This is a genomic window from Bacillus massiliigorillae, assembly GCF_000380245.2.
Lineage (GTDB): Bacteria > Bacillota > Bacilli > Bacillales > DSM-1321 > Bacillus_AD > Bacillus_AD massiliigorillae.
Genome location: NZ_HG428741.1, coordinates 685,652 through 699,715, shown reverse-complemented (window position 1 = coordinate 699,715; position 14,064 = coordinate 685,652). Strand labels below are relative to the sequence as shown.

The 14,064-nt window shown below is 36.5% G+C and carries 15 protein-coding genes; 1 reads left to right on the top strand and 14 read right to left on the bottom strand.

Annotated features, from left to right (window positions below):
- Positions 1-130: 130 nt before the first annotated feature.
- Positions 131-1,339, bottom strand: a complete 1,209-nt coding sequence (locus tag TX86_RS03220) for an MFS transporter (RefSeq protein WP_042346201.1) — start codon at positions 1,337-1,339, stop codon at positions 131-133.
- A 251-nt stretch (positions 1,340-1,590) separates the two neighbouring features.
- On the opposite strand from TX86_RS03220, the gene TX86_RS03215 reads away from it, so the two are divergent.
- Complete coding sequence (locus TX86_RS03215; RefSeq protein WP_042346199.1) at positions 1,591-3,072, top strand: aldehyde dehydrogenase family protein; 1,482 nt, start codon at positions 1,591-1,593, stop codon at positions 3,070-3,072.
- A 230-nt stretch (positions 3,073-3,302) separates the two neighbouring features.
- On the opposite strand, the gene TX86_RS03210 is transcribed toward TX86_RS03215, so the two are convergent.
- The 13 genes from TX86_RS03210 to TX86_RS03155 all read right to left on the bottom strand — a co-directional run bounded on the left by TX86_RS03210 (position 3,303) and on the right by TX86_RS03155 (position 13,956).
- Positions 3,303-4,160, bottom strand: coding sequence for an aldose epimerase family protein (locus tag TX86_RS03210; protein ID WP_042346197.1), 858 nt, complete (start codon positions 4,158-4,160; stop codon positions 3,303-3,305).
- 128 nt (positions 4,161-4,288) lie between these two features.
- Positions 4,289-5,011, bottom strand: a complete 723-nt coding sequence (locus tag TX86_RS03205; RefSeq protein ID WP_042346195.1) for a sirohydrochlorin chelatase — start codon at positions 5,009-5,011, stop codon at positions 4,289-4,291.
- 1 nt (position 5,012) lies between these two features.
- Positions 5,013-5,786: a uroporphyrinogen-III C-methyltransferase gene (gene cobA, locus TX86_RS03200; protein WP_042346193.1), complete on the bottom strand. Its 774-nt coding sequence runs from the start codon at positions 5,784-5,786 to the stop codon at positions 5,013-5,015.
- A 20-nt stretch (positions 5,787-5,806) separates the two neighbouring features.
- Positions 5,807-6,040: a DUF3906 family protein gene (locus TX86_RS03195; protein ID WP_042346191.1), complete on the bottom strand. Its 234-nt coding sequence runs from the start codon at positions 6,038-6,040 to the stop codon at positions 5,807-5,809.
- Positions 6,041-6,053: 13 nt separating this feature from the next.
- Positions 6,054-7,682 carry a nitrite/sulfite reductase gene (locus tag TX86_RS03190; RefSeq protein WP_042346188.1) on the bottom strand — a complete coding sequence of 543 codons (1,629 nt, stop codon included), beginning with the start codon at positions 7,680-7,682 and terminating at the stop codon, positions 6,054-6,056.
- Between the two features lie 19 nt (positions 7,683-7,701).
- Positions 7,702-8,295, bottom strand: a complete 594-nt coding sequence (cysC, locus tag TX86_RS03185; RefSeq protein ID WP_042346186.1) for an adenylyl-sulfate kinase — start codon at positions 8,293-8,295, stop codon at positions 7,702-7,704.
- An 11-nt stretch (positions 8,296-8,306) separates the two neighbouring features.
- Positions 8,307-9,452: a sulfate adenylyltransferase gene (gene sat, locus TX86_RS03180; RefSeq protein ID WP_042346185.1), complete on the bottom strand. Its 1,146-nt coding sequence runs from the start codon at positions 9,450-9,452 to the stop codon at positions 8,307-8,309.
- Position 9,453: 1 nt separating this feature from the next.
- The gene (locus TX86_RS03175; protein WP_042350121.1) at positions 9,454-10,191 is read right to left on the bottom strand and encodes a phosphoadenylyl-sulfate reductase; all 738 of its coding nucleotides are present in this window, start codon (positions 10,189-10,191) and stop codon (positions 9,454-9,456) included.
- A gap of 99 nt (positions 10,192-10,290) precedes the next feature.
- Positions 10,291-10,428: a YezD family protein gene (locus TX86_RS26055; protein ID WP_439096838.1), complete on the bottom strand. Its 138-nt coding sequence runs from the start codon at positions 10,426-10,428 to the stop codon at positions 10,291-10,293.
- A 379-nt stretch (positions 10,429-10,807) separates the two neighbouring features.
- Positions 10,808-11,254, bottom strand: a complete 447-nt coding sequence (locus tag TX86_RS03170; protein WP_042346183.1) for a threonine/serine exporter family protein — start codon at positions 11,252-11,254, stop codon at positions 10,808-10,810.
- A gap of 13 nt (positions 11,255-11,267) precedes the next feature.
- Positions 11,268-12,023, bottom strand: coding sequence for a threonine/serine exporter family protein (locus tag TX86_RS03165; protein ID WP_042346181.1), 756 nt, complete (start codon positions 12,021-12,023; stop codon positions 11,268-11,270).
- A gap of 123 nt (positions 12,024-12,146) precedes the next feature.
- Positions 12,147-13,442: a DUF4179 domain-containing protein gene (locus TX86_RS03160; protein WP_042346179.1), complete on the bottom strand. Its 1,296-nt coding sequence runs from the start codon at positions 13,440-13,442 to the stop codon at positions 12,147-12,149.
- Positions 13,414-13,956 carry a sigma-70 family RNA polymerase sigma factor gene (locus tag TX86_RS03155; protein ID WP_042346177.1) on the bottom strand — a complete coding sequence of 181 codons (543 nt, stop codon included), beginning with the start codon at positions 13,954-13,956 and terminating at the stop codon, positions 13,414-13,416. Before TX86_RS03155 ends, TX86_RS03160 begins: the two co-directional genes overlap by 29 nt.
- Positions 13,957-14,064: the final 108 nt, after the last annotated feature.

The following is a 14,064-nucleotide window of genomic DNA, read 5'->3' as shown; positions in this document are numbered from 1 at the left end:
CCACTACCTTTCGTAAAACAGTGCTGTTGAAACAATCACATTATTTCCATGGAAATACAGTAACCAATCACCTGATAAACTACCGAAAAATAAAAAAGCATAGCGAATTTTCGCCATGCTCTTCTTCCTATTATGATGATAGTCTCTGTTCAGAGACTCTATTCTTATTGCGCAACTGTCCTTGCTTTGGTTTTATTAATACTAATACAAAGACCATTAATACAAAGAAACTTGAAATTTGGAAAAGCGTAGCGATTTCCAAAAATGATGCAAGCAGACCAAATACAAGACCGCTTAATCCAATACCAAGATCAATACTGGAAAAACTCATTCCATTTGCAATACCACGGCGTCGTGGTGGTGTGATGAAAAGCGCCCATGACTGTAAAGTTGGCAAAATCGAACCGTAGCCCATACCAAATAATGCGCCAGCGATAGCAATGTGAATGCTATTATGTGAAAGAGACAGCATCCATAGTCCTGCAACAGTAAGCAGTGAACATACTAGAACAATACCACGCGGTCCTTTTGTATCGAATAGCTTTCCTGTAATTGGACGAGCAACAGTGGCAAATATAGCATTTACTAAATAGAAAATAAAAATATTCTCAATGCCTCGTTCATTGCCGAAAATAACGATAAATGACACGATGGATCCATAACCAAAAGCTACTAGAAATGTTAAAAATGCTGGGAAAAGACAAGATTTCTCGATTAAAGAAGCACTATACGAAAACTTTAATTCTTCCTTTTTTACATTAGCAACAGACACAGGCATTTGATATCGAACAATTCCTAGCAATATAACTGCAATAAACCCTAGAAAACCTGATACATAAATCAAGATGTCAAACGATGCTTTTTCGAATAACACAAGACCTAAGCTTGGCGCAATGATCATTCCAAGCGTAATCGATAATCCATAATAACCTGTTCCTTCACCAATTCGAGATGTTGGGATTAAATCTACCGAGGCTGTTCCATTTGCAGTAGTTGACCACCCCCAAGCAACTCCGTGTACAAGACGAAATGCTAGCAAAACAAAAATAATATTCGTTAAAGGATATAAAAATGTCATAAACAACAGACCTAAAGCTCCTATTAAAACAAGCATTTTTCGCGCTTTATACTCTAACATGAAGCCAATGAAAGGACGAATTACAATTGCTCCTACTGAAAAAAGAGCGGTCATTAAACCAATCTCAAAACCGCTTGCACCAATTGACTTTATATAAGGAGGCAATGTTGGAATCAACATTTGGAAACTCATAAAAGTAAATAAGTTCCCTAATATAAGTAATACATACGATTTTGTCCAAAGTCTTTCCTTTTGTATCAAAATAACATCTCCTAATCTATCAAAGCAAAAATAGTAAGTATACCTATTATTTCGTATCACTAAATACTATCACACTAGCATGATAAATGGAATGTATCCAAAGTTAAAACTCTGTCGAAATAACACGATGGAAAACCCTTGAAAGAACCCTTCAGATAATCTAGTATTTTACACAGAGTAGTGTAATCGCTTGCATATATTTCGACATCCTAGAATCATTACCTATTTAAAATGATGTGGGAGGTACAAGTATGACACAGGCAATACTAGAAGTGCGTCAAGAATTACAAGAGTTTCTAAAAGGTCCAAAAAAATTATATATTAATGGAAATTTTGTAGAAAGTGTCTCACAAAAAACATTTACAACACCAAATCCAGCGACCGGGGAAGTATTAGCTGAAGTATACGAAGCAGATGCAGCAGATATCGATGTTGCAGTAAAAGCTGCAAGAGCCGCCTTTGATCAAGGAAAATGGTCTAAAATGAGTGCTGCTGAAAGAAGCCGCTTAATGTATAAGTTAGCTGATTTAATGGAAGCAAACAAAGAAAACCTAGCTCAACTTGAAACACTAGACAATGGGAAGCCAATTCGTGAAACAACTTATGCAGATGTTCCACTTGCAATTGAACATCTTAGATATTATGCTGGTTGGTCTACGAAAATCGTAGGTCAAACAATTCCTGTTAGCGGTCCATACTTCAACTATACAAGACATGAAGCTGTTGGAGTAGTTGCTCAAATCATTCCTTGGAACTTCCCACTTCTTATGGCAATGTGGAAGCTTGGAGCGGCACTTGCAACTGGTTGTACAATTGTACTGAAGCCAGCAGAACAAACTCCTTTAACAGCTCTATATTTAGCTGAACTAATTGAAGAAGCCGGCTTCCCACCTGGTGTAATTAACATTGTCCCAGGATTTGGTGCAACTGCTGGTCAAGCACTTGTTGATCACCCACAAATAGACAAAATCGCTTTCACGGGTTCAACAAGAGTCGGTAAATCCATTATGGAATCCGCTGCAAAATCATTAAAACGTGTAACTCTTGAACTCGGTGGGAAATCTCCGAATATTATATTAGAAGATGCGAATCTAGCAAATGCCATTCCTGGTGCGTTAAATGGTGTTATGTTTAACCAAGGCCAAGTATGTTGTGCAGGATCACGCGTGTTTATCCAGAAAAAATTATATGATAATGTTGTTGCTGATATGGTTTCACATGCGAAGAGTATCAAACAAGGTGCAGGATTAGATCCTTCTACACAAATCGGTCCTCTAGTATCTAGCCTTCAACAAAATCGTGTTATGGGTTATATAGAAAAAGGTATTGAAGAAGGTGCAGAACTACTAGTCGGTGGTGCTAAACCTACAGAAAACGGTTATTTTGTCTCGCCTACTATTTTTAGTGCGGTAAAAGACGAAATGACTATCGCACAAGAAGAAATCTTTGGTCCAGTTATCTCAGCGATGCCATTCAATGATTTAGATGAAATCATTGATCGTGCCAATGCTACGCCGTACGGTTTAGCAGCTGGATTATGGACAGAAAATATTAAGAATGCACATTATGTAGCAAGTAAACTTCGTGCTGGAACAGTATGGGTAAACTGTTACAATGCCTTTGATGCTGCTTCTCCTTTCGGTGGTTACAAACAGTCTGGAATCGGAAGAGAAATGGGTTCATACGCTTTAAACAACTACACTGAAGTGAAGAGTGTTTGGGTGAAAATGTAATAAGAAAAGCGCAAGCGTCCGTTTAGCGACGCATAGATTGGAGCACTTCGACTGAGATAAAGAAAACACGAAGAGGCGGTAGCTGATTCGATGTTGACTTATCGTAGGGAGATGGACGAAATCTACTAGTTGCTGGGCGCTGGAGCTAGACACAGCACAACTTTTATCACTTCCATAACTTTCAAAGAAAGACCTCAGATTATAATATAATCTGAGGTCTTTCTTTTACTTTATTTCTTAATGAAAAAAGCACATTCGGCTTGCAATTGTTGTCCTGCTGCTAATTGAATAACACCTTTATTATTTGTGAATGTTCCTGGACCAGCCATCCAAGGCTCTAAACAAACATATTCTGACGCACGCTCTGACCATACTAAACCATATGAGAAATGCTCGCTATAACTCAAGCAAATTGTATGGTTTTTAAATGTAATGCTAGACGTTGGCTTAGACAATTCTAAAAATATTTTTGTATCAGCAATTTCTAGCTCATTAATAGGTTGCTTTCTTTCCTTTACTTTCCCATCTTCAGCATCTAAATAATGAGTAGAAGGAATATCATATGTAGCACTATAGTGATCACCTAAGAAATATGGATGGAAACCAGCATAAAAAGGCATAGTTCGATTAGACAGGTTTTCATATGTTTGATAAAGAGATAACTTGCCATCTTTCAATTCATATGTAAATAATAAGCGGAAAGAGAATGGATATAACTCTCTCGTTTCCTCATCATCTTCTAAGCGAAGCGTAACTTTAATTGACTCCTCTGTCGATTCTGTAGATTCAACTGCCCACACTTTATTACGTGCAAAGCCGTGTTGTTTTAAAGAGTATGTTTTACCATCTAATATGTATTCATTATTAGGAAGTGGACCACAAGTAGGGAAAAGAATTGGATTACCACCACGGATGTTTTTCGTAGCATCACTGAAAGTATCTTCTTGTAAATAAAAAACCTCTTCTCCTTCTAAAGTCAGTTGAATTAAAATACCGCCTCTTTCTGGACAAAGAATCGCTTTTGAATTCGTTTTTGCTTCAGTCATTACTAAACAATCAAATCCTAAATACTGTTGTTGTTCAATCATGTTGTTTTATTCCTCCTATAGGGATTTTCATACATTTGTTATTATACATTAAACAAAATGCATTCACTCATAAATATTATGAAATAAACCGTGACTCTAAAAGAATCACGGTTTATTTACACAACCTATTAAACTGCTTCTTTCACACGATCGAATAAAGCTAATTTCATATTTGGATGGGTAGATAAAGGTGCTGTAATAATTACTTGCTTATTTTGTATATTAAGGCTATGAACTGTTTGATCAATCTTTTCAGTTAATACTCCCGAAAAGATTAAATATGGAACAACGATAATGGTTGAATAGCCAGCATGTAACGCATCGTTTAAACTATCAACAAAAGATGGTTTACAACCTGTTAAATAAGAAATAGATAGAGAATGATAAACTCGTCTTACAGGCGCAATGATTTCTTCTAATTGCCTTTGCACCTCTAACATCCGACTCCCTCTTCCTACTATTATAATGTGCGCTTCATTTAGATTTACATTCGTTCCATTCACTTGATCTAGGACCAGCTGAGACATTTTATTTGTAACTCCAATCGGATTACCGTAGGAAAGCTTGATAGAAGGATACTGTGATTGCAATCGAACTAATTCCTGTGGTATATCGTACATAACATGCCCAGCTGCTAATAAGAGAAAAGGAACTACCGCAATCTTTGTTGCACCTTGCTTTATACAACTTTCAAAGCCATCTTCAATAGTGGGGGTAGCTAATTCAAGAAAGCCATACTCTACAATAGGAATCTGTGAAAATTCATTTTGACATTCCTTCATAAAAGCAATTGCTTCAGCGCATGAAACTTTACGTCTACTACCATGACAAATAAACAAAACCGCCTGCATCTTATAATGCCTCGCTTACAGGAACACTCTTTGCTCGTTCCTTCCACCAATTAAGAGTATGATGATACTTCACAACTTCACCAACGACAATCATACAAGGGTTCGTAACTTGTTCCTTCTTTGCCTTCTCTACGACATTTTCTAAAGTAGTAACAACTGTACGTTGTGAAGCTAAAGAAGCAGTTTCAATGAGCGCTACTGGTGTCTGCGTTGCCTTACCGAAAGTAATCAATTTGTCTCGTATATAAGCTAGATTAGCAACTCCCATATAAATAGCTAATGTATCTATACCCTTTGCTAAACTTTCCCATTTCAAATCATCTGCTTTACCATCTTGACGATGACCTGTCACAATAGCAAAGCTCGCACCACAATCACGATGTGTCACTGGAATACCAGCATAAGCTGGTGCAGCAATACCTGCTGTTATTCCAGGAACAATTTCAAATGGAATACCATGCTTCACAAGAACTTCTGCTTCTTCTCCTCCACGCCCGAAAACGAAAGGGTCTCCCCCTTTTAACCGAACAACAATCTTTCCTTTCTTTGCATAGTGTACAAGTGAATATGAAATGGTTTCTTGATGCATCGTATGATCACCGGGAAGCTTTCCACAATAAATCACATCAGCATTGCTTTTAACAAACTGTAATAATTCAGGATTCACCAGACGATCGTAAAGAATAACATCTGCTTGCTGTATACATTTCAAGCCCTTCACAGTAATTAAATCTACATCACCTGGACCCGCTCCCACCAAATAAACTTTACTCATCATCATTCCTCTTCTCATATCTATAGATTACTTACGCTCCGTGCACTTGGATCTTGTTCAAACAACACATAAGCGTTTCCTGTTCGTATTCGCTTCTTCTCATGTAAAATGATTTCGTCTGTTTCTGGCTCATACAAAAAATGCTTTTCAAGCTCAGTATCTACTAAACGAAAAGCTTGCTGATCATCAGCTGCAGCTACAACGACAGGAAATATACTATTACCAAGGTTCACTTCAAAACGATATAAATACATAGATAATTCTCCTTTAAGAAACTTGCTCACTTAAGCGAGCAATCGCTTCATCTAAACTTTGTTGAATGTGAGCAATTCCTACTCGAATAAAGAACTCTTGATAACTTTCACCTAAGAACTTGTGAGTCTTGAAATCATTCAGCAAGTATTCCAAAACAAGCTGTACCTGCTCTCCATGCACTTTTCCCTTTAATTTTTGATTAAAGGAACCTCCATTTTCTAAAGTACCTCCCACATACAGTTCAAACGCTTCAACTAGTGTCTTGTCTTTCGTCTTCATGAGTACACCTTGTAAACCAATATCCGCAATTTGACGCTGTCCGCAAGAGTTAGGGCATCCAACAATATGAATGCGAATCGGAACATCAAGCTCAATTTGTTCATCTAAATAGTGAGCTATTCTCGTCATGCGAGCTTTTGTTTCAACTAAGGCTAAATTGCAATATTCAATACCAGTACATGACACAGCGTGACCAATAAATGAATTCGGATTTGCTGTAATTCGTTCAAATATTGGCTCTTGTAATAAGCTTTGAGTTAACTCATTCGGAACATTAGCGATAATTAAGTTTTGTGAGTTACATGTACGAATTTCTCCGTTCCCGTACTTTCTCGCAATTCTAGCAAGCTCAAATACTTCATTACTATGCAAACGCCCAACAGGAACGTTAAAGCCAACGTAGCTTAAGCCCTCCTGTTTCTGAGGTTGAACACCATAGAAATAACCTGCATTCCATTTCGTTACCGCATCTTCCCCTTGCGTAAGTAGCGGTCCAGTATACTGCTCTAGCACTTCTTTAAACTTCTCAACACCCCAGTCAGCTACTAAAAACTTTAAACGTGAACGTACACGTTTCTCACGATAGCCATAATCTCTAAAAATTGTTGTAATAGCAACAGCTGTTGCCTTTACATCCTCTGGTTTAATAAATACATCTAGCGGTTGTGCAAGAAAAGGTCGGGCTGACAAACCACCTCCAACTTTTATATGAAACCCATTTATCCACTCACCTTCGATTTCTTTACGAGCCGGAGTAAATGATAAACAATTTATTTCTGCATTAGAGGCATTATGAATATTTGCAGAAATAGACATTTTATATTTTCTAGGTAAATTCGAAAAATCTTCATTACGTTGAAAAAACTCATAAACTTCCTTAACAATTTCACTTGTGTCAAATAATTCATTTGGATCTAACCCCGTAATAGGATTGCCGACAATAGTACGAGTAATATCCCCACATGCACCAGCGCTTGATAAGCCAACATTCTCTAATCGCTGTAAAATTTCCGGTACATTTTCAATCGTAAGCCAATGAAATTGTATTGCTTGACGCGTCGTAATATCCACCACATCACGCCCATAGTCTTTTCCTATCTCAGCTAATGCTTCAAATTGATCAGCGGTTAATATACCCGAAGGCACATTCACTCGCATCATGAAATACCCAGCTTCTTTTGGTCTTTGTAAATACAAACCAGCCCACTTAAAACTATCCCAATCTTCTTTCGGAATGGATTCAAAGCCATTTTGCGCATACTTTGGAATATCATCAAAGATACGCAGCCCATCCTTTAATAATTTCTTCTTCTCTGATGCATTTATATTGTCATTATCAGCCCATTTTTTCTCATAGCTCACAATGAAGACCTCCCTTTTATCAAATGAACTTTCTTGTTTTTAAATAAGCTATAATTGAATTTACCGACTCTCCAATTGATAGCTTCGCTGTATCAATAACTAATTCTGGATTGACAGGCTCTTCATAAGGTGAATCAATACCTGTAAACTGCTTTATTTCTCCATTTCGAGCTTTCTTATATAAACCCTTTGGATCTCTTTCTTCACAAGCATCCAATGGACATTTAATATAAACTTCAATAAATTCATCATTTTGTAAAATAGCACGTGCCTGGTTGCGATCCTCTTGAAAAGGTGAAATAAAAGCTGTTATTGCAATTGTTCCATTATCTATAAACAGCTTAGAAACCTCAGCAATTCTACGAATATTCTCTGTTCGATCTAACTCAGAAAATCCAAGATCACTATTTAATCCATGACGAATATTATCGCCATCAAGAACGTACACACTAATCTTTTCAGAGAATAATTGTGCTGCTAACTCATTAGCGATGGTCGATTTACCTGATCCTGAAAGACCCGTAAACCAAATGACAAAACTATGATGAGCATTTTGAATACGTCTTTGCTGAACATGTACTTCAGATGCATGCCATGTAATATTCTTTTCCACTATAACCACTCCTACGCGTTCACTTTTGTCTTTTGTAAACCCTCTATTAATACTTGAATAACTTCTTTTCTACTAAAAGTCGAAGGTGGAACTTCGCCTGCGCTTAACATTTCACGCACCTTTGTTCCCGATAAAATTACTCGATCATCAGCTGAATGAGGACAAGTTTTATCGGATGCCATTCCCTCACATGCCTGGCAATAAAAACTATGCTCAAAGAATAGCGGTATAATCCCGATATCTTCACGAGAAAAATTCAGGAAAATCTTTTGCGCATCATATGTCCCATAGTAATTTCCTACACCTGCATGATCGCGTCCTACAATAAAATGTGTGCACCCATAATTCTTTCTAACAATCGCATGAAAAATCGCTTCTCTAGGTCCTGCATACCGCATAGCAGCAGGAAAAACAGCTAATTGCACACGATTCTTCGGATAATATTTATCAAGTAACACTTCATAGCTTTCCATTCGAACATCAGCCGGAATATCATCACTCTTCGTTTCACCGACAAGTGGATTTAAAAACAAGCCATCTACTATTTCTAAAGCAGACTTCTGAATATATTCATGTGCTCGATGTACCGGATTCCTTGTTTGGAAACCAACTACTGTTTCCCAGCCTCGTTCGGCAAATATAGCTCTCGTTTCACTCGGTTCAAAATGATAACTAGCAAATGATTTCTCTGGCTTCTGAGTTAACGTAACCTCGCCACCAATATATACATTTGGTCTAGAGAAAAGAGTCTTAACCCCTGGATGTTCTAAATCCGTCGTTCCATACACTAATTGAGCTTCTAAAGCTTTATCAGCTGAGAAAATGTCCTGTACTTCAAGCACCCCGTAAGTATTACCTTCATAGGTAAGTCGAACTTTCTCTCCTACGGAAAGGCCCTCTGCAGCTTCTTCTGTAACAGGAAAAGTGATCGGCAAACTCCAAACAATGCCGCTTTGTAAACGACTATTTCGAATAACGCTCTCGTAATCCTCTTTCTTTAAAAAACCTGTTAAGGGACTGTACGCTCCAACAGCAATCAATTCTAAATCACTAAATGAAATTCGATCTAAAGGTAATTCCTTTTCAAGATTTTCTACTGATAATTGAGGATCATACTGATGAATCAATACTCCCCCATGTGGCAAAATTGTTGTCATGTTATGCTTCCTCCTTATTTTTTGGTGCTAAGTGTAAACCACATTCTAGTTTTCCTTGTCCTTGCCAACGACCATCTCGACTATTCGTCGTAACCGCTTTTGTACATGGTTCACAGCCGATACTTGGATAGTCAAAATCATGCAAAGAGTTATATGGTAAATCATGTTTTCTTACATGAGCCCAAATATCATCCCATGTCCAATGAATTAAAGGACAAATCTTGATGAGCTGAAATCTGTCATCTTTATTAACAAATTGAACATTTTGTCTAGTCGATGACTGCTCTCTCCTCAGTCCAGAAAGCCAAGCATCCACCTTCTGTAGCTCCTCTTCTAATGGCTTTACCTTGCGCATTTGACAGCAGTAATCAGGATTACTTTTCCATAACTCAGGTCCATGCTGAGCACTTTGTTCCTCTACCGTTAAACTTGGTAACTTCTTTTCAATCCGCAATAAAGGGTATCTTTCCTTTGTTTTTTCAATCGTTTCATACGTTTCCTTAAAATGAAGCCCTGTATCTAGAAATAATACTTTTGCATCTGGTTTTACTTGGCTTAAAAGATGTAGCAACACACTACCTTCAACACCAAAGCTACAGGCATAAAGTAACTGATCACCATACTGTGCATATGCCCATTCCAAAACTGCATGAGCTCCTTTTTCTTTGCTAGCTTCTGAGAATATCGGGATATTCTCTTCTTTAAAAGTTGAATAAAGCAAATTTTCCACATCCCACATCATATTTACCAACCCATTAAAATACGAAAAAGAGGCAGCCTTAACCGACACAAATCATGTGCCTGAATTAAAGCCGCCTCTAGTTGTCTAGTCAGCGAATTATTTCAGTCTTACTTTTTCATTTTTTTCTAATTGAATGACTTTACCGTCTTGAACGATTATTGTAATGGACCCAAACTTCATTGTTTTTAGCATATTATTGATTTGTAAAGCTAGAGATTGAAATTCACGATCTATTTCCACGAACAGAACCTCCTTAAAAAATCTTTTGGTAGGACAGAGACTATTATGGAAGTATTTGCTCTCTCATTCCTTCTACAACATACAAACCATATCATGCATTTGTTTTCATCATAAGGATATGAAGACTCCAATCAGCCTTTCCCTTCAATTTATTTTGGAAATACATTTATTGTATATTCTGTTTTTTCAAATAATATCACATATACCGCCAATGTCAACCCGAGTTTTTTACTAGGAATAGTATTTTTTATATTTAATCACCCTTAACCATTGATACAACAGCATTTTTATACTATTTACCTTTTTATTTTTTTCAAAAAACTAAAGAAAAACAAAAAAACCTACTTCTCTAGTAGGTTTTTCATTTTGATGTTTATACCATTTTTTTTCGATATTTTATACGCTTAATAATTTGATGAAGCACTTCCGAAAACACTAAGCCAATAGCAATGCTTCCAGAAATCAGAAATGCTTTTGCCGCTAAACTAATAGCAGTATTGTAATCATTTTCAACGAAATGTCGCATTGCATTGTAAGCCATTCCACCTGGTACTAATGGAATGATTCCACCGACCGTAAAAATAGTCATTGGTGTTTTATATATTTTAGCAAATAATTGACTAATAACTGCAATCAACGTCGAAGCCATCGCAGTTGCGGGGATAATATCCACCCCGTTTTGCGAAAGAATAAAATAACAAATCCAACCAGACATACCAACAAAGCCACACTTCAAAACTGTCTCACGCGGAACATTAAATATAATACCAAATCCAGCTGAACCGATGAAGCTTGTAACGAGTTGCGCTAAATATTCCATTGTCTACCCCACCTTATAGTAGCGTTAAAACAATTGCAATGCCGCCACCAATTGCAAAAGATGTTAAGAACGCGTCGGCTCCTTTTGAAATGCCTGATACTAAATGACCTGCCATTAAATCACGAACAGCATTTGTGATTAATAAACCAGGTACAAGAGGCATGACCGAACCAATAATAATTTTATCTAATTCCTGACCAAAACCAATGTGTACAAGAATATAGGAAACAATGCCGATAATAACTGAAGCTAGAAACTCTGAAACAAACTTTACAGATACAAGCCAGTTAAAAAAAAGAAAACCTAAGAAACCGAGACCACCAGCAATGACCGCCGGAATAAAATCTTTCCAACCGCCGAGAAACATAATCACGAAACAACCACTAGATATAGAAGCCGCTAAAAGCTGTGTTTTTATAGAAAACATTACTTTATTCGCTTCAATTTCTTGCAAAGCTTCATATGCTTCACTGACAGTTAATTTTCCTTCACTAATACTACGTGACACTTTATTTACATTCGTTATTTTTAATAAATCTGTTGTTCTATTAGAAACTCGAACAAGCTTTGTTTTCTCTTGCTCATCTGAATGAATAGAAAATATGATACCTGTTGGAATAACAAAACTGTCACACTTTGTCATTCCAAATGCATTGGCCATTCTTAACATTGTGTCTTCTACACGAAACGTTTCTGCTCCGTTCTCTAACAACATCTTCCCTGCTAGTAGACAAACTTCCATTACTTCTTTTTGCTTTTGATGTTCCATCGTATGTACCTCTTTCAGAAACGTATCCTAGTACCTCTAGTAGTTATACCTCACTTTCTATTGTATTCGCAACATCAAAAAAATAAACTGTAGAAAAATTCATCTACAGTTTACAAAGTTATGCTATTTAACTCGAACTTTTACATTTCCATTAATCCAAGCTGGGTAATACAGTACATCTATGGTTAGCGGATTGCTAAATGATTGATTTGCTTTCAGTACTACTCCAAAACTACGAGATTTATTATCGATGCTTGACATAGAACTTGATTCAACTTGTAGTTCTTTCCCATTAGCATCCTTAACAGTCCCAAACATTCCATGATGAAAATCTTTTTCTGCTTGAATACTAAAAGTCAATTCGTTCCCCATCACTTGCAAACTCTTTATAGATTGATCAGGTGCCTTTAAAATACTTTGTTTTTCCGTATCAATCACGATTTGTGTCTGATTTCGATTAAGAGCTTGTGCCTTATTCATAACCAAATATAGTTCTTTTGGTTCTTTAAAATAATTACTTTGCAAATAGTAATGACCTTCATCATTTTCCCACCCAGATCCTGTAACCCCATTTTGAATGCTACTCCACGTTTCTCCATTTTCATCAACCAAACGAAAATCACTCAATTCAAGTATTTTTTTCTCATTATTTGGGTCAAAAGCTAAATAAATATCCGTTCGAATTGGTTGAATTGATATACTTTTTACGATTACGTTTTGACCTGCAATTTGTACCGTTTTATTTACTTTAAACGTTTTCTTTTCAGCAACTGCTTTTTTCAATGAAAAAGAGAACGTAAATTGCTCTGAATAATCCTTCGATTCCAACGTCATTGCAACGGTAAAATCTTTCCTACTCATTGGATATTCAAAATATATTTCTGCTTTTTCATAGTTCCTTTCTCCTTGTTTAACATGCAACAGAGATGTACTACCCGATGAGTACGGACCGTACTTTTCGCTCAATTTAATATCTCTTAGAGAAATTTCTTCACGATCTTGGTCGGAAACAGCAGAATAAAAAATAACCAATCCGTTTTCATCCTTCATAACCGAATCAATAGTCAAAGCAATGCCTTTCTTCTTTTGGGTAATATCTATTTTCTCTAAATAGTCATTTTCTACAGCGGAGATAATGCCTTTATCATCATGAATACGATGGACGAAATTTTCCATGCCGGGAATTTTTGAAACATATGCTGCAAAAGTAGGCGAAGTAAATAACAGAGTAGTCAGCCCAAGCAATAATAGCGCAGCTGTCAGGCTACTAAAAAGCCACATTGAACGTTTCTTTCTCTTTTGCGTACGAGCTTTTACATAGCCGTTTTGAATGGCTTCATCTATTTTTATCGTCGGAATTGGAATTTGCTCGAAGGCTTCTCTCGCTTCATTAAGCTTTGTTTCTTCTCGCTCTGTCATTCTGGTCCCCCTCCTCTTCTTTTAAATGCTTTCGCAATGTTGTTAACGCACGATTTAACCATGTTTTAATCGTCCCTTCTGATCGGTTCATGGACACTGCAATATCTTTAATTTTCAAACCATGAAAATATTTCAATATAATTAATTCCTTAGCTCGTATATCTAGATGATTTAAAGCTTCTAAGACTTCTATATGTTCAGTGAACTGACTATAAAATGGAGTATCCTTCAAGAAATCATGTTGTACAAAGTTTTGTTGTTTTTTAAGCATATCATTGCAGTAATTAATCATAATGCGGATGAGCCATGTTTTTATAAACACAGGTTCACGCACTTTAGAAATATTAATATAAGCACGAAATGTAACTTCTTGAATTGCTTCTAAAGCCTCTTCTTCATTTCGTAAATATGCTAGAGCGGTTTTATATAAAGATAATTTATGAATATTTATCAGTTCTAAAAAAGCCGAGTCATCCCCTCTTATTGCCGCATGAACTATTTCTTGATCATCCAACCATATTCCCCTCCTATATCATTGATGCTATATATTAGACAGCACAAATGACAAAAAGTTTCAAAAAAATAAAAAAGGCGTAAATAAAATGATATAAAATCATTTTAT